At 67.1% G+C, this 21,657-nt stretch carries 19 protein-coding genes; 13 read left to right on the top strand and 6 right to left on the bottom strand.

The genetic code is table 11. The annotated features are described in order from the left end of the window. Nucleotide 1 precedes the first annotated feature (1 nt). The gene (locus tag J5T34_RS12320; protein WP_174104483.1) at nt 2–1,189 is read right to left on the bottom strand and encodes an acetylornithine transaminase; all 1,188 of its coding nucleotides are present in this window, start codon (nt 1,187–1,189) and stop codon (nt 2–4) included. A 323-nt stretch (nt 1,190–1,512) separates the two neighbouring features. Next, nucleotides 1,513–2,568 carry a CDP-6-deoxy-delta-3,4-glucoseen reductase gene (locus J5T34_RS12315; protein ID WP_208580002.1) on the bottom strand — a complete coding sequence of 352 codons (1,056 nt, stop codon included), beginning with the start codon at nt 2,566–2,568 and terminating at the stop codon, nt 1,513–1,515. Between the two features lie 9 nt (nt 2,569–2,577). On the opposite strand from J5T34_RS12315, the gene J5T34_RS12310 reads away from it, so the two are divergent. From J5T34_RS12310 to hutG, 11 genes are all read left to right on the top strand, one after another. Continuing rightward, nucleotides 2,578–3,543: an NAD-dependent epimerase/dehydratase family protein gene (locus J5T34_RS12310; protein WP_208580001.1), complete on the top strand. Its 966-nt coding sequence runs from the start codon at nt 2,578–2,580 to the stop codon at nt 3,541–3,543. A 403-nt stretch (nt 3,544–3,946) separates the two neighbouring features. Beyond that, nucleotides 3,947–4,927: an ABC transporter substrate-binding protein gene (locus J5T34_RS12305; protein ID WP_244258866.1), complete on the top strand. Its 981-nt coding sequence runs from the start codon at nt 3,947–3,949 to the stop codon at nt 4,925–4,927. 15 nt (nt 4,928–4,942) lie between these two features. Beyond that, nucleotides 4,943–5,842 carry an ABC transporter permease gene (locus J5T34_RS12300; protein WP_208580000.1) on the top strand — a complete coding sequence of 300 codons (900 nt, stop codon included), beginning with the start codon at nt 4,943–4,945 and terminating at the stop codon, nt 5,840–5,842. Next, on the top strand, nt 5,839–6,618 hold the full coding sequence (locus tag J5T34_RS12295) for an ABC transporter ATP-binding protein (RefSeq protein ID WP_174104480.1): 780 nt from the start codon (nt 5,839–5,841) through the stop codon (nt 6,616–6,618). The genes J5T34_RS12300 and J5T34_RS12295 overlap by 4 nt, the downstream gene beginning before the upstream one ends. Before the next feature lie 76 nt (nt 6,619–6,694). Further along, nucleotides 6,695–7,492 carry a histidine utilization repressor gene (gene hutC / locus J5T34_RS12290; RefSeq protein ID WP_244258865.1) on the top strand — a complete coding sequence of 266 codons (798 nt, stop codon included), beginning with the start codon at nt 6,695–6,697 and terminating at the stop codon, nt 7,490–7,492. Nucleotides 7,493–7,608: 116 nt separating this feature from the next. Beyond that, the gene (hutH, locus tag J5T34_RS12285) at nt 7,609–9,213 is read left to right on the top strand and encodes a histidine ammonia-lyase (protein ID WP_208579999.1); all 1,605 of its coding nucleotides are present in this window, start codon (nt 7,609–7,611) and stop codon (nt 9,211–9,213) included. A 247-nt stretch (nt 9,214–9,460) separates the two neighbouring features. Beyond that, on the top strand, nt 9,461–11,161 hold the full coding sequence (gene hutU, locus J5T34_RS12280) for a urocanate hydratase (RefSeq protein WP_208579998.1): 1,701 nt from the start codon (nt 9,461–9,463) through the stop codon (nt 11,159–11,161). Nucleotides 11,162–11,229: 68 nt separating this feature from the next. Beyond that, on the top strand, nt 11,230–11,826 hold the full coding sequence (locus J5T34_RS12275; RefSeq protein ID WP_244258864.1) for a HutD/Ves family protein: 597 nt from the start codon (nt 11,230–11,232) through the stop codon (nt 11,824–11,826). After that, nucleotides 11,810–13,090 (top strand): imidazolonepropionase, encoded by a 1,281-nt coding sequence (gene hutI, locus J5T34_RS12270; protein WP_208579996.1) that lies wholly within the window; start codon nt 11,810–11,812, stop codon nt 13,088–13,090. The genes J5T34_RS12275 and hutI overlap by 17 nt, the downstream gene beginning before the upstream one ends. Beyond that, nucleotides 13,087–14,487, top strand: a complete 1,401-nt coding sequence (locus tag J5T34_RS12265) for a formimidoylglutamate deiminase (RefSeq protein WP_208579995.1) — start codon at nt 13,087–13,089, stop codon at nt 14,485–14,487. Before hutI ends, J5T34_RS12265 begins: the two co-directional genes overlap by 4 nt. Before the next feature lie 109 nt (nt 14,488–14,596). After that, on the top strand, nt 14,597–15,412 hold the full coding sequence (gene hutG, locus J5T34_RS12260; protein ID WP_208579994.1) for an N-formylglutamate deformylase: 816 nt from the start codon (nt 14,597–14,599) through the stop codon (nt 15,410–15,412). Nucleotides 15,413–15,494: 82 nt separating this feature from the next. On the opposite strand, the gene J5T34_RS12255 is transcribed toward hutG, so the two are convergent. Beyond that, complete coding sequence (locus J5T34_RS12255) at nt 15,495–16,172, bottom strand: M48 family metallopeptidase (RefSeq protein ID WP_279633766.1); 678 nt, start codon at nt 16,170–16,172, stop codon at nt 15,495–15,497. Between the two features lie 360 nt (nt 16,173–16,532). Between J5T34_RS12255 and fic the strand changes: the two genes are divergently transcribed. Beyond that, nucleotides 16,533–17,675 carry a protein adenylyltransferase Fic gene (gene fic, locus J5T34_RS12250; RefSeq protein ID WP_208579992.1) on the top strand — a complete coding sequence of 381 codons (1,143 nt, stop codon included), beginning with the start codon at nt 16,533–16,535 and terminating at the stop codon, nt 17,673–17,675. Nucleotides 17,676–17,715: 40 nt separating this feature from the next. Here the strand turns inward: fic and nfsB are convergent, their stop codons facing one another. Beyond that, nucleotides 17,716–18,372, bottom strand: a complete 657-nt coding sequence (gene nfsB, locus J5T34_RS12245) for an oxygen-insensitive NAD(P)H nitroreductase (RefSeq protein WP_208579991.1) — start codon at nt 18,370–18,372, stop codon at nt 17,716–17,718. A 61-nt stretch (nt 18,373–18,433) separates the two neighbouring features. Then, nucleotides 18,434–19,441, bottom strand: coding sequence for a zinc-binding alcohol dehydrogenase family protein (locus J5T34_RS12240; RefSeq protein ID WP_208579990.1), 1,008 nt, complete (start codon nt 19,439–19,441; stop codon nt 18,434–18,436). Nucleotides 19,442–19,547: 106 nt separating this feature from the next. On the opposite strand from J5T34_RS12240, the gene J5T34_RS12235 reads away from it, so the two are divergent. Continuing rightward, on the top strand, nt 19,548–20,468 hold the full coding sequence (locus tag J5T34_RS12235; protein WP_208579989.1) for a LysR family transcriptional regulator: 921 nt from the start codon (nt 19,548–19,550) through the stop codon (nt 20,466–20,468). 36 nt (nt 20,469–20,504) lie between these two features. Here the strand turns inward: J5T34_RS12235 and J5T34_RS12230 are convergent, their stop codons facing one another. After that, entirely contained in the window at nt 20,505–21,626 is a 1,122-nt protein-coding gene (locus J5T34_RS12230) for a Fic family protein (RefSeq protein ID WP_208579988.1), read from the bottom strand. Nucleotides 21,627–21,657 lie beyond the last annotated feature (31 nt).

The following is a 21,657-nucleotide window of genomic DNA, read 5'->3' as shown; positions in this document are numbered from 1 at the left end:
ATCAGGCCAGCGCCTTCAGCAGCGTCCGCAGCATGCCGATCATCTGATCGATTTCCTCGCGCGTCACGTTCAGCGCCGGCATGAAGCGCAGCAGGTTCGGACGCGGCGAATTGAGCAGCAGGCCGTCGGGCTGCATGTCGCGCGCCTGCTCGACCAGTTGCGGGCCGATGTCCTTGCCGAGCATCAGCGCGCGCAGCAGACCTTCGCCGCGTTCGCCGGCCAGACCGAATTCGTTCGACAGCGCCAGCAGCTGTTCGCGCAGATAGGCGCCTTTCTCCTGCACCTGCTGCAGGAAGCCCGGCGCGAGCAGCTGTTCGAACACCGCGCTGCCGACCGCACACATCAGCGGGTTGCCGTTGTAGGTACCGCCCTGGTCGCCGGCCTCGAAACTCGCCACCTCTGCCTTGCACAGCAGGGCCGACAGCGGCACGCCGCCGCCGATGCCCTTGCCCAGCGTCATGATGTCCGGCTCGACGTTCGACAGCTCATAGGCGAACAGCGTGCCGCAGCGGCCGCAGCCGGCCTGTACCTCGTCGACGATGAACAGCAGCTTGTGCTTGTCGGCCAGCGCGCGCAGTCCTTGCATGAATTCGCGCGTGGCGGGCACTACGCCGCTTTCGCCCTGCACCGGCTCGAGCATGATGCCGACCGTCTTGTCGTTGATCAGCGCCTCGACCGAAGCCAGATCGTTGAGCTGGGCCTTCGGAAAGCCCGGCACCTGCGGCGCGAAGATCGTGTCCCAGCCGGCCTTGCCGGACGCGCTCATGGTCGCCAGCGTGCGGCCATGGAAGCTGTGGTCCATCGTGATGATCTCGTAGGCGCCGTTCTTGTGCTTGCGTCCCCATTTGCGCGCCAGCTTGATCGCGCCCTCGTTGGCCTCGGCGCCGCTGTTGGCGAAGAACACCTTGTCGAAGCAGCTGTGGTCGGTCAGCGTTTTGGCCAGCCGCAGCATCGGCTCGTTGTAGAAGGCCGGGCTCGGGTTGATCAGCTTGCGCGCCTGCTCGTTCAGCGCCGCGATCATGGCCTCGTTGGAGTGGCCCAGGCAGTTGACGGCCCAGCCCTGCACGAAGTCCAGATAGCGCTTGCCTTGATGGTCCGTCAGCCACGAGCCCTTGCCCTCGGTGAAGACGAGCTCGGGCCGGTTGGTGATGTACATCAGCGATTGGACGGGATACTCAGCAAATGCCATGGCGGACTCCAGAGATCGGCAAACAAGGAAAAGGGAAGGGCGGCAAAACAAAAAAGCCACGGGGGTGACCCGTGGCTTGATGACCTGAACAGACGCTGTCGACGGTCAGCCGCGTGGCACCCTGGCGGGATGCGACGTACGGAAGCTGCGTCGGATGTTGGCGTGGTTCATGCGGCCAACTATAAGACGCAGTCGCCCCAGTGTCAAAGACGACGGTGGCGGTCCGGGTCGGCATTGTTGTTCTCGCGAAACGGTGGCGCGGTGGCGGCGCAGGGTACGGCGGGGCGCGATCCCGGCCAGCCGGGCCGCGCCGCAGGCCCGGTTCAGGCCACGCCGGCCGGATGCATGTCGGCTTCCGAGGTGAACGAGTCGGCGAAGAACGCGTCCTCGTGCAGCGCGCACTGCGCGGTGAAGTCGCGCCGGGCCGAATTGACCATGACCGGCGCACCGCAGGCGTACACCTCGTGCCCGGACAGATCCGGATAGTCGGCCATCACCGCCTGGTGGACGAAGCCGGTGCGGCCGTCCCATTCGTCCTCGGGCAGCGCGTCGGAGACTACCGGCACATAGCGGAAATTCGGCAGCTCGCGCGCCCATTGCTCGCACAGGGCATGCATATAGAGATCGCGCGGGCGGCGGCCGCCCCAGTACAGCGTCATCGGCCGCGTGATGCCGGTGTAGGCCGCGTGCTCGACGATGGCCTTGATCGGCGCGAAGCCGGTGCCCGAGGCCAGCAGGATGATCGGCTTGTCCGAGTCCTCGCGCAGGAAGAAGCTGCCCAGCGGACCTTCGAAGCGCAGGATGTCGCGCTCCTTCATCGCCGGCTGGCCTTCGCGGGCGCCGAACACGTAGTCGGTGAAGGCGCCGCCCGGCATATGGCGGAAATGCAGTTCGATCGGGCCTTCCTCGTGCGGGGGCGTGGCGATCGAATAGCTGCGGCGCTTGCCGTCGCGCAGCAGGAATTCGACGTACTGGCCGGCCAGATACTGCAGGCGTTCGGTGGCCGGCAACTGCAGCTTCGCAACGATGACGTCCTCGGCCACGCGTTCGAGCGACTGCACGCGGCACGGCACCTTCTTGATCGGGATATCGCCGGCGCCATGGACCTCGCGGCATTCGATGGTCACGTCCGATGCCGCATTGGCGCAGCAGAACAGGGCGCGGCCCTCGGTCTTTTCCTGCGCGGTCAGCGCGGAGGCGGCGTGGTCGCCCTGGACGATCTCGCCGGCGGTGACGCGGCCCTTGCACGAACCGCAGGCGCCGTTCTTGCAGCCGTACGGCAGGCCGATGCCTTGACGCAGCGCCGCCGACAGGATGGTTTCGTTTGCGTCCGCTTCGAATTGGCGGCCGCTCGGCAGCACGGTTACTTGATAAGCCATAATCTCTCGATGAGCAAAGATCTGTCGCCACCCCGTCTGGCCCGCCCGCGATTGCTGATCGTCGGGTGTGGGGACGTAGGCATGCGTTGCCTGCAAATGCTTGCCCCGCGCTGGCGCGTGTTCGCCGTGACCTCGCAGCCCGGCCGCGTGGCGGCCTTGCGGGCGGCGGGCGCGGTGCCGCTGGTGGCGAACCTCGACGAGCCGGCCACGCTGAAGCGCCTGCATGGCCTGGCCGATCGCGTATTGCACCTGGCACCACCGCCGGCGCGCGGCGATGACGATTCGCGTACCGTGGCCCTGATTCGGGCGCTGCGACGCAGCGCATGGCGCCGCCCCGCGCGGGAACCCCGCATTCTACCCGAGCGGCCCCGCCGGGGGACCGGCACCGCCGGTCTCCACCGAGCACCGGCGCTGGTGTATGCCAGCACCAGCGGGGTCTATGGCGACCGCGGTGGCGCGCGTATCGGCGAGGCGCAGCCGGTACGGCCGCAGACCGCGCGGGCACGCCGGCGCGTCGCGGCGGAGCGGGCGGTGCGCGAGTTCGGCCGCGCCAGCGGCTGGCGGACCGGCATCGTGCGGATCCCCGGCATCTACGCCGCGGACCGCTTGCCGGTGGCACGGCTGCTCAAGGGCACGCCGGCGCTGGTACGCGACGACGACGTCTACACCAACCACATCCACGCCGACGACCTGGCCCGCGCAATGATCGCCGCGCTGCTGCGCGGCAGGCCGCAGCGGGTCGTCCATGCCAGCGACGACAGCGAACTGCGCATGGCCGACTATTTCGATCTGGTCGCCGACCGGCGCGGGCTGCCCCGGCCGCCCCGGTTGTCGCGCGAGCAGATCCGCGAGGCCGTGGAGCCGGCGCTGCTGAGCTTCATGAGCGAGTCGCGCCGGCTCGACAACGCGCGCCTCAAGCGCGAGCTGCGGCTGCGATTGCGCTACCCCACGGTTCACCACTTCTTCGAGACCTGACCCTTCCCCGCGGCCGGCGATGGCATGGCGATTGCGTCGTGATGCCCGTCGATCCTGTCTATACAGCATCTTGGTGCATGATGCCCGCAGGCCGTGCGGCGCCGTCCCCAACGTGGTGCGAAGCAGCTTTCACCGAACCCCGAACCGCGTAGCGGACGCCGTGGGCTTCCCGTTATCGCTTTCCCTATCAGGGTTTGCGAGCAGTGCCCCGTTCCGCAGGCCGCCATTGGCGGCAGCCTGAATCGGGATGCTGCCGTGCCGTTTCGTTGTCTTGACTTGTATATACAGGATTGCTACATTGCCCGGAAACCGACCGGCGCCCCGACCGAGGACGCCGGCACGACCCGGGCGGGCCGCCAGCGTGCGGCACCGTTCGCGATACCAAAGGAGCCAAACAGTGCAGATGCAGAAGCGGAAGTTGGGGAATCGGAGGAGCGCCGGCCGTGCGCTCGGTTGGCTGACCACGCTGGCGCTGGCCGCCGGCGCCGGCGCGGCGCAGGCCCAGACCACCAAGGTAGCGCTCGGCATGAGCGGCTGGACCGGCTTCGCGCCGCTGACGCTGGCCGCCAAGGCCGGCATCTTCGAGAAGCACGGCGTCGACGTCGATATCAAGATGATTCCGCAGAAGGACCGGCATCTGGCGCTGGCCTCGGGCGCAATCCAGTGCGCCGCGACCACGGTCGAGACCCACGTGGCCTGGAATGCCAACGGCGTGCCGATCACGCAGATCGTGCAGCTGGACAAGTCCTACGGCGCCGACGGTCTGGCGGTGCGCAGCGACGTCAAGTCGTTCGCCGATCTGAAGGGCAAGACCATCGGCGTCGATGCGCCGGGCACCGCGCCGTATTTCGGGCTGGCGTGGATGCTGAAGAAGAACGGCATGACCATCAAGGACGTCAAGACCACCACGCTGTCGCCGCAGGCGGCCGCGCAGGCGTTCGTTTCGGGCCAGAACGATGCGGCGATGACCTACGAGCCGTATCTGTCGACCGTGCGGCAGAACCCCGAGAAGGGCAAGATCCTCGCGACCACCTTGGACTATCCGATGGTGATGGACACGCTGGGCTGCACGCCGAAATGGTTGAAGGAGAACCCGAAGGCGGCGCAGGCGCTGGTGGATGGCTACTTCGAAGCGTTGGAGATGATTCGCAAGGAGCCGGCCAAGTCCAACGAGATCATGGGCGCCGCGGTCAAGCAGACCGCCGAGCAGTTTGCGAAATCCGCCTCGTATCTGCGCTGGCAGGACCGCGAGGCCAACCGCAAGTTCTTCGCCGGCGAGTTGGCCGAGTTCAGCAAGGAAGCCGCTGCGGTGCTGCTCGACGTCGGCGTGATCCGCAAGGTGCCGGACGTGACAGCGCTGTACGACCCGCGGTTCATCCGCTAAACCGCAGGAGCAGCGATGACACAACCGTTGCACGCCGATTCGCTGCGGGCCGTCGCGCCCGACAGCCCGGCGAATCCGCTTCCGGCGGCCGCCAGGACGATGCCGGCCGCGCCGCGTGCGCGCCGGACTCATCCGTGGCTGACGCCGCTGACGCCGGTCTCGCCGCGCACGCGCTGGGTGCTTGGCCTGGGCTTTTTCGTGTTGTTCTTCGCCGTCTGGGGCGCGGTGACGCTGGGCGGGCTGGTGCCGCCGACCTTCCTCGCGGATCCGATGACGATGGCGCGCGAAGCGTGGCTGCTGTTTACCGAGTACGGTTTTCTCGGCGACATCGGCATGACGGTCTGGCGCGTGCTGGGCGGCTTCGTGCTGGCCGCGGTGCTGGCGGTGCCGCTGGGCATCCTGATGGGCGCCTACAAGGCGGCCGAAGCCTTCTTCGAGCCGTTCGTCTCGTTCTGCCGCTACCTGCCGGCGTCCGCCTTCATTCCGCTGCTGATTCTGTGGGCCGGCATCGGCGAGACGCAGAAGCTGCTGGTGATCTTCATCGGCTCGTTCTTCCAGATCGTGCTGATGGTCGCCGTGACGGTGGGCGGCGCACGCCGCGACCTGGTCGAGGCCGCCTACACGCTTGGCGCCAACAGCGCCGGCATCGTCAAGCGCGTGCTGATTCCCGGCGCCGCGCCCGGCATCGCGGAAATCCTGCGGCTGGTGCTCGGCTGGGCCTGGACCTATGTGATCGTCGCCGAGCTGATCGGCTCGTCGTCCGGCATCGGCCACATGATCACCGACAGCCAGGCGCTGCTGAACACCGGCCAGATCATCTTCGGCATCATCGTGATCGGCTGCATCGGCCTGGTCTCGGACCTGCTGTTCAAGCTCGCCAACCAGCGGCTGTTTCCGTGGAGCACCATCCAATGAGCGCGCTGTCGATCCAGCAGGTGTCGCGCACCTTCGTCAATCCGCGCGGCGGCCAGACCCAGGCCTTGCTGCCGGTGGACTTCGAGGTCCGCGAGAACGACTTCGTCACCATCCTGGGGCCGTCCGGCTGCGGCAAATCGACGTTGCTGCGCATCGTCGCCGGCCTCGATACGCCGACCTCGGGCCGCGTGCTGCTAGACGGCGAGCCGGTCACGGGACCGGGCGCGGACCGCGGCATGGTGTTCCAGTCCTATACGCTGTTCCCGTGGTTGACGATCGAGCAGAACGTCCGCTTCGGCCTGCGCGAGCGCGGCATGAGCGTTGCCGAGCAGCGCGAGCGCAGCGATTTTTTCATCGCCAGGGTGGGTCTGCGCGGCTTCGAGCATCACTATCCGAAGCAGCTGTCGGGCGGCATGCAGCAGCGCACCGCGATCGCGCGGGCGCTGGCCAACGATCCGAAGATCCTGCTGCTGGACGAGCCGTTCGGCGCGCTGGACAACCAGACCCGCGTGCTGATGCAGGAGCTGCTGCTGGGCATCTGGGAGAGCGCGCGCAAGACGGTGCTGTTCGTCACGCACGATATCGACGAGGCGATCTTCATGGCGAACCGGGTTGCGGTATTCTCTGCGCGGCCCGGACGGATCAAGACCGAGATCGCGGTCGACTTTGCCCATCCGCGCCACTACACGATCAAGACCTCGCCGGAATTCTCGGCGTTGAAGGCGCGGCTGACCGAAGAGATCCGTGCCGAGGCGATGGCCTCGGCCGAGCATTGAGCCGGCGATTGAAGTCCATCGGCCCGCTCATCGACCCGCCCATCGAACCGCGCATCGAACCACCGATCCACTGACCATGACCGTAGAAGCCGGCACCCGCCGCACCGCTACCCGCCCCGACGCCAACGGCCACCGCCCGTCGCCCGATGCCACGCCGACCGCGCTGTACCAGCAGGTCAAGGAGTACATCGCGCGCCAGATCCAGAGCGGTGCCTGGCAGCCGGGCGATCGCGTGCCGTCCGAGCAGGAGCTGGTCAACCGCTTCGCCGTGTCGCGCATGACGGTCAACCGCGCGCTGCGCGAGTTGGCCGAGCAGGGCAGGGTGGTGCGGGTTGCGGGCGTCGGCACCTTCGTCGCCGAGCACAAGCCGCAGTCGACGCTGCTGTCGGTCGTCAATCTGCAGGACGAGATCCGCATGCGCGGGCACGACTACGCCTGCGACGTGATCCTGGTCGAGCGCGCCTCGGCCTCGATCGAGGTGGCGGCGGCGCTCGACCTGCGCACCGGCGAATCGGTCTTCCATTCGGTGTGCGTGCATCGCGAGGACGGCGTGCCGGTGCAGTTGGAGGACCGCTACGTGAACCCGCGCGTGGCGCCCGACTTCATCAACCAGGACTTCAGCGGCGTCAAGCCGGGCGAATATCTGCTGCGGCACGTGCCTTACGACCAGGTCGAGCACGTGGTCGACGCGGTCGCGGCAACGCCCGAGCAGGCCAGCCAGCTGGAGATGCCGGTGACCCAACCGTGCCTGCTGCTGACGCGGCGTACCTGGACCGCCGGCACGCCGGTGACCTTCGTGCGCTGCCTGCATCCCGGCAACCGCTATCGCCTCGGCAGCCGTTTCCGTGCCGATGGCAATCCGGCGTTCGGCTAGCGCCGCGGCCTTCGAGCTGATCGCCGCCTCGCCCGGACGCTTCCGAACCTGACTTCGATCTCGATTCGACCTAAGCTGATTTAAGCCGTACCAAGCTGTATAGACAGGACCATACAATGACAACGCAACACACCGCGCAACACTCCGCGCAACACTCCGCATCCCAATCCCGCCCGACGCTGACCCTCAATCCCGGTGAGGTGACCCTGGCCGAACTGCGTCGCATCTATCGCGGCGAAGTGCACCTGACCATGGCGGATTCCGCCTGGGCCGACGTCCGCGCCGCGCAGGCCACCGTCCAGCAGATCGTCGACACCGACGCGGTCGTCTACGGCATCAATACCGGCTTCGGCAAGCTCGCCAACACCCGCATCCCGCACGACAAGCTGGCCGAACTGCAGCGCAACCTGGTGCTGTCGCACAGCGTGGGCACCGGCCGCGATCTGCCCGAAGATACGGTGCGCCTGATCCTGGCGACCAAGGCCGTCAGTCTCGCGCGCGGCCATTCGGGCGTGCGCCCCGAGCTGATCGAGGCGCTGCTGGCGCTGGCCAATCACGGCGTCACGCCCTGCATCCCGGCCAAGGGCTCGGTAGGCGCGTCGGGCGACCTGGCTCCGTTGGCGCATCTGTCGTGCACGCTGATCGGCGTCGGCGAGGCGATCGTCGACGGGCGCCGTCTGCCGGCCGTCGAAGCGCTGGCGCATGCCGGCCTGAAGCCCTTCGAGCTGGGGCCGAAGGAAGGCCTCGCGCTGCTGAACGGCACCCAGGTGTCGACCGCGCTGGCGCTGGCGGGCCTGTTCGCCGCCGAGGACGTATTCGCCGCCGGGCTGGTGGCGGGCGCGCTGTCGCTCGAAGCCATCAAGGGCTCGGTCAAGCCGTTCGACGCCCGCATCCACGCCGCGCGCGGCCAGGCCGGCCAGATCGCGGTCGCCGGCGCGGTGCGCGCGCTGCTGGACGGTAGCGAGATCGTCGACTCGCATCGCGAGTGCGGCCGCGTGCAGGACCCGTATTCGATCCGCTGCCAGCCGCAGGTGATGGGCGCCTGCCTGGACAACCTTCGCCACGCCGCCCGCGTGCTGCAGATCGAGGCCAATGCCGCGTCGGACAACCCGCTGGTGTTCTCCGAACAGGGCGACGTGGTGTCCGGTGGCAACTTCCACGCCGAGCCGGTGGCCTTCGCCGCCGACATCATCGCGCTGGCGCTGGCCGAGATCGGCGCGATCTCGGAGCGCCGCCTGGCGCTGCTGCTCGACACCGGCCTGTCGGGCCTGCCGCCCTTCCTGGTGCGCGACGGCGGCCTGCATTCGGGCTTCATGATCGCCCAGGTCACCGCCGCGGCGCTGGCGTCCGAGAACAAGTCGCTGGCGCATCCGTCCAGCGTCGACAGCCTGCCGACCTCGGCCAACCAGGAAGACCATGTGTCGATGGCCACCTACGGCGCGCGCCGGCTCGGCGATATGGCGGAGAACACCGCCGTTGTCGTCGGCATCGAAGCGATGGCCGCCGCGCAGGGCATCGAATTCCATCGTCCGCTGAAGTCCTCGCCGCTGGTCGAGACCGAACTGGCCCGCATCCGCGCGCGCGTCGATTTCGTCGAGGTCGACCGCTATCTGGCGCCCGATATCGAGGCGATGAAGCAGTGGGTGCTGCAGGGCGACGCCGGCGCAGGCTGGCCGCAGGCCGTGCGGGCCGTGCTGCCGGCGCAGGGCGAAGCGCAGTGATCAAGGACATGCCGGCGGCTGTTTGCGCGCCTGCTGCCCTCTCCCCCGGCCCCTCTCCCGCAAGCGGGAGAGGGGAGCAAACCGCAAGCTTTCGTTGCATGAGGGAAGGCAAGCAAAGCACCAGGACATGCATACCGATCCCCTCTCCCGCAGGCGGGAGAGGGGCAGGGGAGTGGGCAGCGGCGCCCGCAAACCGACCCCGCCCGACACCACCGAACGAGACACCACCAAAGCAGGAGAACCGAACATGAACGCCAACGAACAGCAATTCCTCGCCCGCGGCCAGCGCGAAATCCGTGCGCCGCGCGGCACCGAGCTGCACTGCAAGAACTGGCTGATCGAAGCCGCCTATCGCATGATCCAGAACAACCTGGACCCGGACGTCGCCGAGCGCCCGCAGGACCTGGTGGTCTATGGCGGCATCGGCAAGGCCGCGCGCAACTGGGAATGCTTCGATGCAATCCTCGACAGCCTGCGCCGGCTCGGCGAGGACGAATCGCTGCTGGTGCAGTCCGGCAAGCCGGTCGGCGTGTTCCGCACGCATGCCGATGCGCCGCGCGTGCTGATCGCCAACTCCAACCTGGTGCCGCACTGGGCCAACTGGGACAAGTTCAACGAGCTCGATCGCGCCGGCCTGATGATGTACGGCCAGATGACCGCCGGCTCGTGGATCTACATCGGCACGCAAGGCATCGTGCAGGGCACCTATGAGACCTTCGTCGAGGCCGGCCGCCAGCACTACGGCGGCGACCTGTCCGGCAAGTGGATCCTGACCGCGGGCCTGGGCGGCATGGGCGGTGCGCAGCCGCTGGCCGGCGTGCTGGCCGGCGCCTGCGTGCTGGCGATCGAATGCCAGGAGTCGCGCATCGATTTCCGCATCCGCACGCGCTATCTCGACAAGAAGGCCACCACGCTGGACGAGGCGCTGGCGATGATCGCCGAGGCCACCGCCAGCAAGCAGGCGATCTCGGTCGGCCTCCTGGGCAATGCCGCGGAGATCGTGCCCGAGTTGGTCAAGCGCGCGCAGGCCGGCGGCATGCGTCCGGACATCGTCACCGACCAGACCTCGGCGCACGATCTGGTCAACGGCTATCTGCCGGCCGGCTGGACCGTCGAGCAATGGGAGGCCGCGCGCAAGGCCGATCCGAAATCGGTCGAAGCGGCGGCGCGCCCGTCGATCGTCGAACACGTCAAGGCGATGCTGGCCTTCCAGCAGATGGGCGTGCCGACGCTTGACTACGGCAACAACATCCGCCAGGTCGCGTTCGACGAGGGCGTCAAGAACGCGTTCGACTTCCCGGGCTTCGTGCCGGCCTATATCCGCCCGCTGTTTTGCCGCGGCAAGGGGCCGTTCCGCTGGGTCGCGCTGTCCGGCGACCCCGAGGACATCTACAAGACCGACGCCAAGATGAAGGAGCTGTTCCCCGAGGACAAGCCCCTGCACCGCTGGCTCGACATGGCGCGCGAGCGCATCGCCTTCCAGGGCCTGCCGGCGCGCATCTGCTGGGTCGGCCTGGACGAACGCCATCGCGCGGGCCTGGCCTTCAACGAGATGGTCAAGTCGGGCGAGCTGAAGGCGCCGGTGGTGATCGGCCGCGACCATCTGGATTGCGGCTCGGTGGCCTCGCCGAACCGCGAAACCGAGGCGATGAAGGACGGCTCGGACGCCGTCTCCGACTGGCCGCTGCTCAACGCGCTGCTCAATACCGCCGGCGGCGCGACCTGGGTCAGCCTGCACCACGGCGGCGGTGTCGGCATGGGCTTCTCGCAGCATAGCGGCGTGGTGATCGTCTGCGACGGCACCGACGAGGCCGCACGCCGCATCGAGCGCGTGCTGTGGAACGACCCGGCCACCGGCGTGATGCGCCATGCCGATGCGGGCTACGACATCGCGATCGACTGCGCGCGCGAGAAGGGCCTGAACCTGCCGATGGTCAATCGCGGATGAGCGCGGCGTCATCGGTACCACCGCTGTCACGGCGGCCACGGCGCTTTGCGCTGGCCGAGCTGACACCGATGCCGTGGAAGAACGGCGGCGGCACCACGCGCGAGATCGCCGCGTGGCCACCCGCCGCCGGGCTCGATGCGTTCGACTGGCGCCTGAGCATCGCCGACATCGCGGCCGATGGCCCGTTCTCGGCGTTTCCGGGCATCGACCGGCAGATCGTGCTGCTCGACGGCGACGGCGTGCGTCTGCGCGCCCGCGATGGCAGCTTCGACCATCGGTTGGCGACGGTCGGCGAGCCATTCGCGTTTGCCGGCGAGGCGACGGTCGATGCCACGCTGCTGGGCGGGCCGACGCGCGACTTCAACGTGATGACGCGCCGCGGCCGCTGTCGGGCGAGCGTCGTGTCTACTGGCGAGGCGATCGCGCATACCGATGCGGAGCACGACACCACGGTCGTGCTGTACGTGCTGGCGGGTACCTGGCGATACGATGATGCGCGCGACGTCGACGACGCATCGCTGACAGCGGGCAGCGGCATGATGCTGCCGCCAGGCAGCGCCTTCCGTTTGCAGCCTGTGGACCCGGGCGCCCGTTGTCTCGTCGTCAGGCTGCGGTCATCGCAGCCGTCCTCCGATAGGGAAACAAGTCATGACGCAGTCCACTGAAGCCTTCGCTGTCGACGCCAGCGTATCGGCCGCGCCGTCGGCCGACGGCGTCTGGCATCGCTGCCACCTGCTGCCCGACGCCGATCCGGCCAATGCCATTCGCGATGCCGCACTGGTCGTGGCGCGCGGCCGCATCGCCTGGCTCGGCCCGCAGGCCGATCTGCCCGAGGCTTACCGCGGCCTGCCGCATCACGATGCCGACGGGACGTGGATCACGCCGGGCCTGATCGACTGCCACACGCACCTCGTTTACGGCGGCCAGCGCGCCGACGAATTCGCGATGCGGCTGGCCGGCGCCAGCTACGAAGAGATCGCGCGCGCTGGGGGCGGCATCGTGTCGACGGTGCGTGCGACGCGCGCCGCCGACGAAGACGCGCTGTTCGCACAGGCCGCGACGCGGCTGGCGCCGCTGCTGGCCGAAGGCGTCACCGCGATCGAGATCAAGTCGGGCTACGGGCTCGACCTGGCCACCGAGCGCAAGCAGTTGCGTGTGGCGCGGCGGCTGGGCGAGGCGTTCGGTGTCGCGGTCCATACCACTTTCCTCGGCGCGCATGCGCTGCCGCCCGAATTCGCCGATCGCGCGGACGACTACATCGCGCTGGTCTGCGACACCATGCTGCCGGCGCTGGTGCAGGAAGGTCTGGTCGATGCAGTCGACGCGTTCTGCGAAGGAATCGGCTTTTCGCCGGCACAGACCGAGCGCGTGTTCGAGGCCGCGCATCGACATGGCCTGCCAGTGAAGCTGCACGCCGAGCAACTGAGCAACCTCGGCGGCGCGGCCCTGGCGGCCCGCTATCGCGCCTTGTCGGCCGACCATCTGGAGCATCTGGACGAAGCCGGCGTCGCCGCGATGGCCGAGGCGGGGACGGTGGCGGTGCTGCTGCCCGGCGCCTACTATTTCCTGCGCGACACGCATCTGCCGCCGATCGCGCTGCTGCGTCAATACGGCGTGCCGATCGCGCTGTCCACCGACCATAACCCCGGCACGTCGCCCGTGACCTCGCTGCTGCTGATGCTGAATATGGCCTGCACGCTGTTCCGCATGACGGTTCCCGAGGTGCTGGCCGGTGTGACGAAGCACGCGGCGCGCGCCCTCGGCGCCAGCGATCGGCATGGCCTGCTGGCGGCGGGACGCGGCGCCGATTTCGCGCTGTGGCGCATCGATTCGCCGGCCGAGCTGGCCTACTGGTTCGGCCGCAACCCGCTGGCCGCGGTGGTACGCCAGGGGCGCGTGTTCACCGGACCCGCAGGAGTTTCGCGATGAAGCCTCACCCCGATTCATCCGACCAAACGCTGTTCGCCGCCGAGGCGCTGCTGCCCGATGGCTGGGCCAGCAATGTGCTGCTGAGCTGGGATGCCGACGGCAAGCTGACCGCGGTGACGCCGGACGCCACGCGGGCTGCGGATACGCCCCGCGCCGCGGGTCCGGTGCTGCCCGGCATGACCAATCTGCATTCGCACGCGTTCCAGCGCGGCTTCGCCGGCCTGACCGAATTCCGTTCGGCGGCCGACGATTCGTTCTGGAGCTGGCGCGAGCTGATGTACCGCTTCGCGCTGCGGCTGACGCCCGAGACGCTGGAGGCGATCGCCACGCAGCTCTATATCGAGATGCTGCGCGCCGGCTATACCAGCGTCTGCGAATTCCAGTATGTCCATCACCAGGCCGACGGCACGCCGTATGCCGATCCTGCCGAGATGTCGCTGCGGCTGCTGCGCGCGGCAGAGCGCGCGGGCATCGGCATCACGCTGCTGCCGGTGCTGTACCAGAGCGCGGGCTTCGGCCCGAAGCCGCCGCTGGCCGAGCAACGCCGCTTCCTGCACGAGACCGACGCGATGCTGGCGCTGCTGCAGCGGCTGGCGCCTGTGTGCACCGGGACGGCGCGGCTTGGCCTCGCGCCGCACTCGCTGCGCGCGGTCCCGCCGGACAGCCTGCGCGCGGCGGTGACCGGACTGCATGCGATGGACCCGACCGCCCCGGTGCACATCCATATCGCCGAGCAGCAGCGCGAGGTCGACGAATGCCTGGCGTGGTGCGGCAAGCGTCCGGTCGATTGGCTGCTGGACCATGCGCCGGTCGACGTGCGCTGGTGCCTGGTGCATGCCACCCATCTGGACTGGGACGAGCGCCGGCGCCTCGCGCACAGCGGCGCGGTGGCCGGCATCTGTCCAACCACCGAAGCGAATCTCGGCGACGGCGTGTTCGACGCCGCGCCGTATCTCGAGCAGGGCGGGGCGTGGGGGATCGGCTCGGACAGCCATGCCAGCGTCAGCGTCAGCGAGGAGCTGCGGCTGTTCGAATACGGGCAGCGGCTGGCACTGCAGAAGCGCAACGTGCTCGCTTCCAGCCAGCATCCGCAGGTGGCCGACCGGCTCTACCTCGATGCGGTCGCCGGGGGAGCGCGTGCCGCGGGCCGTGCGGTCGCGGGTCTGGCCGTCGGCCAGCAGGCGGACTTCGTCGTGCTCGACGCCAGCCATCCCACGCTGGCCGGCCTGCGCGGCGAGCAGGCGCTGGCCGCGCATGTGTTCGCCAATCACGGCCATGAGACACTAGCGGAAGTCCGCAGCGCGGGACGCTGCCGCGTGCAGCGCGGCGCCCATGCCTTGCAGGCCGAAGCGGGCGCGGCCTTCGCCAGTGCCCGTGCCAGCCTGCTGGCGCCATGACGATCATCACGCCGACGCCGCGGACCGCATCCAAAACGAACCCTGATATCGCTACCGGCCACGCGCCATCAAGCAAACGGCCGGCCGCGATACCGATCGCAGCAGCAATATGACTTCCTTCTCCACCGATACCCCGGCCTTCAAGCTGCAGCGCGGCACGCGCCCCCTGCTGATCTCGATGCCCCATGTGGGCACCTACCTGCCGCCGTCGGTCGCGGACCGGCTGACCGACGAGGCGCGTACCGTGCCGGACACCGACTGGCATATGGACCGCCTCTACGACTTCGCGCGCGAACTCGGCGCGTCGGTCCTGATGGCGACGCATTCGCGCTACGTGGTCGACCTGAATCGGCCGCCCGACAACGCCAATCTGTATCCCGGCCAGGACACCACGGGCCTCTGCCCGGTCGATACCTTCGACAAGACGCCGCTGTACGCCAATGGCGTCGGTCCGGACGAGACGGAGATCTTCGCGCGCCGCGACGCGGTCTGGCGCCCGTACCACGACGCGCTGGCCGGCGAACTGGCGCGGCTGCGCGCCGAGCACGGCACGATCGCGCTATGGGATGCGCATTCGATCCGCTCGGTGCTGCCGCGCTTTTTCGACGGCAAGCTGCCCGACTTCAATCTCGGCACGGCCAACGGCGCCAGCTGCGATGCCACGCTGGCCGAGGAGGTCGCGAAGATCGCGGCCGACGCGCAAGGCTATACGTCGGTGCTGAACGGGCGCTTCAAGGGCGGCTATATCACGCGCCAATACGGACAGCCCGCGCAGGGCGTGCATGCGATCCAGCTGGAGCTGTCGCAATGCACCTATATGCGCGAGCAATATCCGTTCGACTACGACGAGGCGCTGGCGGGCAAGCTGCAGCCGACGTTGCGGCGGATGCTGGAGGCCGTGCTGGCCTTTGTCGAGAAGCGCTGATCGCGATGAATTCGCACTGAAGCTGCGATGACATCGGCCGGATCAGAGACGGCGTGTGCCGTCTCTGATCGCCGGCGCCACGTTATTTCCTGCCGCGCAGCCGCTCCTCGATATGCTGTGCCCGCTGCAGCGAACCGGGGTGGGTGCTGAGCATGCTCGACTGTCCGCCGTCGAGCGCCGCCATCTTGCGGAACGCCGTCACCAGCGCCTCACGATTGGATTTGTTCTTCGTCAGCAGATCGAAGGAATAATCGTCGGCCGCGGTTTCCTGCCGCTGCGAGAACTGCGAGTTGACCAGCGTTTCCGCCAGCTCGCCCAGCTGCGACGACGACAGCGCGTTCAGCGTCGCGCTTCCCGCCGCGCCCAGCACGCCGCGCGCCGCCGCGGTCGCGTAGGCTACCTGCATTGCCGCCTTGGTATGGCCGAGCGCGACGTGGCCGATCTCGTGTCCGACCACGCCGCGCACCTCGTCGTCGGTCATCATGTCCATCAACCCGCTGTAAATCCGCACGCAGCCGTTTGCCATCGCCCAGGCATTGATCTCCTTGGTCTCGTAGACCTTGGCGTCGAGCGGCAGGCCGGTATTCTGCAGGCCCGCCATGATCTTGCTCAGACGCTGCCCATAGGTGCTCGACGGATCGGCGATCTTGTTCTTCTTGTCCATTTCCGCGCAGGACTGGTCCGACAGCGTCTTGATGTTGGCGTCGGTCAATGTCGCGGCCGTGAACAGGCTGCCGCCGGCCTGCGTCAGTCCCTGCATGTTGGCGCCGGCGCAGCCCGCTAGCAGGGCGGCGGTCAGGGTGGCGAGCAGGGAAGCCTTCAGGGAAAGCGCAGGACGAACGGGCTTGGCTGGGATCATGGCAGTTCCTCGTGGTGCTGTGATGCTGGGAATCCAGCAGCATAGGCAGCGGAACGCCGCGACGGTAGCGGGCGATGTCTGACGTGGTGTGTCCTATTCGCCTCTCTACGGGGTCTCATGTCGCAAAAATCTCGTTTTGACGACACGTTTTCCGGATATGTCGCTGGCGGCGACATGACGTGATAACGTGTCGCAATTTTCCCATTTTGGCGACATGAGGCCCGCTTCGTGTCGCCCGCGACGACGTCAGCGGACTCGTATATGGACAGTAATGCACAAATTTGGCGGCCGGACATGCCATTCAACGGGCTTCCGGTCCTTCCTCCAGCCGAGGATCTCGAAACCCGGACAGTGCTGAAAGCCTGTATTGCCGCCCGGGCCGCCCTTGCCGAATTGAAGCAGGCAGCCGAGCTGATTCCCAATCAGACCATGCTGATCAATACGATTCCACTGCTGGAGGCCAAGGACAGTTCCGAGATTGAGAACATCGTGACAACGACGGACAAGCTGTTTCAGCACGCCCAGCTGGACGGCAACGCCGATCACGCCACGAAGGAGGCGCTACGTTATCGCGCGGCGCTGCATCGTGGTTTCCAGTCGTTGGCCGATCGGCCGTTGTGTACGGCAACCGCTGTCGATATATGCCGGACGATCAAAGGCGCCGACATCGATATCCGGCGTACACCAGGTACGCAACTGACCAATGATCGAACTGGAGAGGTCATCTACACGCCGCCAGAGGGCGAAGCGCAATTGCGGGATTTGCTCGCCAACTGGGAACGCTTTCTTCACGATGAGACGGACATCGATCCGTTGATCCGCATGGCGGTGGGGCACTATCAGTTCGAAGCCATACACCCATTCATCGACGGCAATGGGCGCACCGGCCGCGTGCTCAATATCCTTTATCTGATTCAGCAGGAACTGTTGAACCTGCCGATCCTATATTTGAGCCGCCATATCATCGCGCACAAGGCCGACTACTACCGGCTTCTGCTCGATGTCACGCGCCACCAGGCTTGGGAGCCGTGGGTCTTGTTCATGCTTGAAGCAGTTGAGCAGACCTCGCGCTGGACCACGGCAAAAATCGCTGCGATTCGCAGCCTGGCGGAACACACTACGGAATTCGTCCGTACCGCACTGCCGAAGATATACAGCAGGGAACTGGTGGATGCGATATTCGAGCAGCCCTATTGCCGGATTGGAAATCTGGTCGACAAGAATATTGCGCAACGGCAGGCCGCTTCGCGCTATCTCAGGGAATTGGCAGCGCTTGGCGTGCTTCGGGAAATGCAGATCGGCAAGGAGAAGGTTTTCATCCATCCCCGGCTGATGCAGTTGCTGACCAGGGACAGTAATCAGTACGCGCCATATGCCGCTCCGGAAGGGCATCAGCCCGGCTGATCGACTGCCCTGATGGCGTTGTGACTTCCAGCCCAGGCCTTCACAGAAACCGAACCACCGTCTCCGCCGGCAAGCGCGATTTCGGCAGCGCCGCGTTGAAGTCGTTGTCCGCCCGATAGCCCAGGCTGACCAATACCACGCTGGTGTAGCCAGCTTCGCGCAGGTTCAGTTCTTCATCGAGCGCGTCCGCATCGAAGCCTTCCATCGGCGTAGCGTCGATGCCCAGCGTGGCTGCGCCAAGCAGCAGCGTGCCCAGTGCCAGATAGACCTGCTTCTCCATCCAGTGCTGCAGGTCCTTCTTCGTGTAGCGATGCAGATCGACAAAGCCCTGCCGGGTCTTGCGCTGGTTGCCGCGCGCCTCCGGGAGCTGGAAGCGGCCGTCGCGCTCCTCCTGATCGAGGATCGCGTCGAGCTGCGGGTCCGACAAGCCGGTGCGCGCGCACAGCACGATCACATGCGAGGCGTGCTCGATCTTCGGCGCGTTGTAGGCATAAGGCCCTTGTGCTCCGGCCTTGGCGATGCGGGCCTTCGCCGTGGTGCTGCCTGCAACCACGAAATGCCAGGGCTGCGAATTGACCGACGAGGGGCTGTAGCGCAGCAGCGTGATCAGCTCCTGCAGATCGCCATCGGAAACCTTGCCGGTGGGGTCGAATGCTTTGGTCGTATAGCGGGTGCGGGCGAGATCGGAGAGTGACATTGGCAATGATTTTGATTCGGGATGGTTCGGTATTCGGTGTTGGATCGGGGATTGGCGGCGCTCAGAACCCTTCCAGCACCACCTTGCCGCGCGCCCGGCCGCTCTCGATCAACGCATGGGCGCGCCGCAGATTGGCGGCATTGATCGTGCCGAAGTGCTCGCCCAGCGTGGTGCGGATCGTGCCGGCGTCGATCAGCTGGGCGACGCGTGTCAGCAGTTCGTGCTGGCGGATCATGTCCGGTGTCTCGAACATCGGCCGCGCGAACATGAATTCCCAATGCAGCGACAGCGACTTGCGCTTCATCGGCATCACGTCCAGCGTGGCGGGGTCGTCGATCACGGCGAGCTGTCCCTGGGGCGCGAGCACGTCGATCAATTGTGGGTAATGCTGCCCGGTATGGGTCAGGCTGGCGACGTGCTCGACCTGCGGCACGCCGATGCGTTCGAGCTCTTCGCGCAAGGGCTTGGTGTGGTCGATCACGTGATGGGCGCCGAGCGATTTGACCCAGTCGCGCGTTTCCGTACGCGAAGCCGTGCCGATCACCGTCAGGCCGGTCAGCTGCCGCGCCAGCTGCGTCAGGATCGAGCCGACACCGCCGCCGGCGCCGACGATCAGCAGATGCTGGCCCGCGCCGCCGTGCTCAGGGACCCGCAGCCGGTCGAACAGCAGCTCCCACGCGGTGATCGTCGTCAGCGGCAGCGCCGCGGCTTCGGCGTCCGACAGCGATGCCGGTTTGCGCGCCGCGATGCGTTCGTCGACGAGGCAGTACTGCGCATTGCTGCCCGAGCGCGTGATCGAGCCGGCGAAGTAGACCTCATCGCCCGGCGCGAACAGCGTGACCGCGCTGCCCGCGCGAACCACCTTGCCGACCGCGTCCCAGCCAAGCACGCGCATGGCCGCCACAGGGGACGAGGCCCGGACCTTGGTATCGACCGGATTGACCGCAATGGCGCGCACCTCGACCAGCAGGTCGCGCGGACTCGGCTCGGGCGTCGGCAAATCGACGTCGACTAGCGCGGCAGGGTCGTCGATCGGCAGGCCGTGCTGCAGGTAGGCGATGGCTTTCATGGGGACTCCGTGGCGTGATGGATGGAAGGACGACGCCATCATGCTCCGGGAACCGCCTATCCGGTAAGCGGTAAAATCCGTTAGCACTTTCTCTCCTGGAGTGAAAATGATTCGTCTGGAAGACCTGGCCCTGTTCGTGCGCAGCGCCGCACTGGGCAGCTTTTCCAGCGCGGCGCGCGAGGCCGACCTGCTGCCGGGACAGGTCAGCGCCGCGGTCAAGCGGCTGGAGCGCGATCTCGATATCCGGCTGTTCGCCCGTTCGACCCGCAGCCTGCGCCTGACGGCCGAAGGCGAGCGCTATCTGCCCTACGCGCAGGAGGTGCTGGCCATGCTGAACGAGGGCCGTGACCGGCTGCATGGCGATGGCGCGGCGCTCAGCGGCTTGCTGCGCGTGACCGCGCCATCGGATCTGGGCCGCAACGTGCTGCTGCCCTGGATCACCGAATTTCGCCGCGCCCATCCCGACCTGACGCTGCGGCTCTATTTGTCCGACCACGTCACCGATGTCTTCCGCGATCCGATCGATGTCGCGATCCGCTATGGCCGCATCGAGGAAGCGAGCTACGTGGCCTTGCCGCTGGCGCCGGAGAACCGTCGCGTGCTGATCGCCTCGCCGGCCTATCTGACCAGGCACGGACGCCCGCAATCGCTGGACGAACTGGCCTCGCATCGCTGCCTGCTGTATCACCTGAGCGGCCGCGTCTATGACAAATGGCCATTCGAAACCGCAGGCGGTCGTCGGCTGATCGAGGTCAAGGGAAGCTTGTACACCGACGACGCCGACGTGGTGCGCCGCTGGGCAGTGCAGGGCGAGGGTATCGCCTACAAGTCGTGGCTGGACGTCTGCGCCGACGTGCAGGCCGGCCGATTGAGTGTGCTGCTGCCGCACGAGCCGGGCGAAAGCACGCCGCTGCAGTTGGTCTGCCCGCACCGCAAGCAGTTCTCGCCGGCCGTGCGGCAACTGCAGGCCTTGTTGAAGGAACGGTGCGCGGGGCTGACGGCGCAGTATGCGGCGGCGGTGGCTTGAGCGTGCCGGCCGCCGCGGCCGTCAAAATTGGGCGCGTCAGCTCTCTGCCGGCGCGATCAACTCGTAGCTTGTGCTGCGGCCGCCCGCCGCCGACTTCTGCAGCACGCCACGCTGTACCAGCTCGTTAATATCGCGCAGCGCCGTGTCGTTCGAACATTTGCCGATGGACGCCCATTTCGCGCTCGTCATCTTGCCCTCGAATCCGTCCAGCAAGCGGTTCAGTACCTTGATTTGCCGCTCATTCATCGGCACCGTCGCCGCCTGTTGCCAGAAGCGTGCCTTGCGCAGTACCCGGTCCATTGTCTTGTTGGCTTGTATGACGGCCGCGTGCAAGGTGGTCAGAAACCAGGCTAGCCACTCGGTGATATCGAGGCTGCCTTTCTGCGTTCGCTCGAGGATGTCGTAATAGGCCTTCCGCTCTCGCTGAATCTGCGCAGAGAGGCTGTAGAAGCGCTGCGGCGTGCCGTCGGCGCGGGCAAGCAGCAGGTCGCCGATCGCGCGAGCGATACGGCCGTTGCCATCGTCGAACGGGTGGAGCGTAACGAACCACAAATGACCGATGCCGGCCTTGATCAGCGGAGGATCCTCGTCGGTGCGGTTCAGCCAGTCCAGGAAGCGCGCCATCTCCCCTTCGAGGCGGTCGGCCGGTGGCGCTTCGTAGTGGACGTGCTGCCTGCCGATCGGCCCGGATACGACCTGCATTGGCCCGTTGGCGTCATCCCGCCACGCAGCCACCCGGATACGGCTCAGGCCCGAGTAGCCGGTCGGAAACAGGGCGGCATGCCAGCCAAAAAGTCGGCTCGCATCGACCGGCAGCCGGGCATTGCTCGTCGCGTCGAGAATCATGTCCACGACGCCATCCACGTGTCGGTCGGAAGGAGCCAGTGCGCCGATATCCATGCCAAGCCGACGGGCGACCGAAGACCGGACCGATGCCACATTCAGCGATTCGCCCTCGATGGCGCTGGTCTTCACCACGTCTTCGGTCAGCACGGCCAAGCTCGCTTCGTTTCTGAACCCCATGCCGAGATCGGCCAAACGGCCAAGCAACAGGCCCTGCTGACGCGTAGTCTCCGCCATGGGCGCCGCCAAGGCGGCCAGGTCGTAGTGCCACCGCGGCCAGTGCGGAGATTGCCAGACGTATTCGCCGTAATTCATGCGGAGATTATCGGCCGGATTCACCGCATGG

Origin of the sequence: Cupriavidus gilardii (assembly GCF_017598945.1) — a bacterium.
GTDB classification, from domain to species: Bacteria; Pseudomonadota; Gammaproteobacteria; order Burkholderiales; family Burkholderiaceae; genus Cupriavidus; species Cupriavidus gilardii_E.
The sequence above is the reverse complement of the archived record's forward strand: the minus strand, read 5'-3'. Positions and strand labels throughout refer to the sequence as shown.

Bases quoted from the DNA above. Each gene is read 5' to 3' on its own strand.
- J5T34_RS12230 (WP_208579988.1), bottom strand. From the start codon at position 21,626: ATGAATTACGGCGAATACGTCTGGCAATCTCCGCACTGGCCGCGGTGG.
- J5T34_RS12320 (WP_174104483.1), bottom strand. From the start codon at position 1,189: ATGGCATTTGCTGAGTATCCCGTCCAATCGCTGATGTACATCACCAAC.
- hutU (WP_208579998.1), top strand. From the start codon at position 9,461: ATGAACGCCAACGAACAGCAATTCCTCGCCCGCGGCCAGCGCGAAATC.
- J5T34_RS12310 (WP_208580001.1), top strand. From the start codon at position 2,578: ATGAGCAAAGATCTGTCGCCACCCCGTCTGGCCCGCCCGCGATTGCTG.
- J5T34_RS12235 (WP_208579989.1), top strand. From the start codon at position 19,548: ATGATTCGTCTGGAAGACCTGGCCCTGTTCGTGCGCAGCGCCGCACTG.
- hutC (WP_244258865.1), top strand. From the start codon at position 6,695: ATGACCGTAGAAGCCGGCACCCGCCGCACCGCTACCCGCCCCGACGCC.
- hutH (WP_208579999.1), top strand. From the start codon at position 7,609: ATGACAACGCAACACACCGCGCAACACTCCGCGCAACACTCCGCATCC.
- hutI (WP_208579996.1), top strand. From the start codon at position 11,810: ATGACGCAGTCCACTGAAGCCTTCGCTGTCGACGCCAGCGTATCGGCC.
- fic (WP_208579992.1), top strand. From the start codon at position 16,533: ATGGACAGTAATGCACAAATTTGGCGGCCGGACATGCCATTCAACGGG.
- J5T34_RS12265 (WP_208579995.1), top strand. From the start codon at position 13,087: ATGAAGCCTCACCCCGATTCATCCGACCAAACGCTGTTCGCCGCCGAG.
- J5T34_RS12240 (WP_208579990.1), bottom strand. From the start codon at position 19,441: ATGAAAGCCATCGCCTACCTGCAGCACGGCCTGCCGATCGACGACCCT.
- nfsB (WP_208579991.1), bottom strand. From the start codon at position 18,372: ATGTCACTCTCCGATCTCGCCCGCACCCGCTATACGACCAAAGCATTC.
- J5T34_RS12295 (WP_174104480.1), top strand. From the start codon at position 5,839: ATGAGCGCGCTGTCGATCCAGCAGGTGTCGCGCACCTTCGTCAATCCG.
- hutG (WP_208579994.1), top strand. From the start codon at position 14,597: ATGACTTCCTTCTCCACCGATACCCCGGCCTTCAAGCTGCAGCGCGGC.
- J5T34_RS12255 (WP_279633766.1), bottom strand. From the start codon at position 16,172: ATGCAGGGACTGACGCAGGCCGGCGGCAGCCTGTTCACGGCCGCGACA.
- J5T34_RS12275 (WP_244258864.1), top strand. From the start codon at position 11,230: ATGCCGTGGAAGAACGGCGGCGGCACCACGCGCGAGATCGCCGCGTGG.
- J5T34_RS12305 (WP_244258866.1), top strand. From the start codon at position 3,947: ATGCAGAAGCGGAAGTTGGGGAATCGGAGGAGCGCCGGCCGTGCGCTC.
- J5T34_RS12300 (WP_208580000.1), top strand. From the start codon at position 4,943: ATGACACAACCGTTGCACGCCGATTCGCTGCGGGCCGTCGCGCCCGAC.
- J5T34_RS12315 (WP_208580002.1), bottom strand. From the start codon at position 2,568: ATGGCTTATCAAGTAACCGTGCTGCCGAGCGGCCGCCAATTCGAAGCG.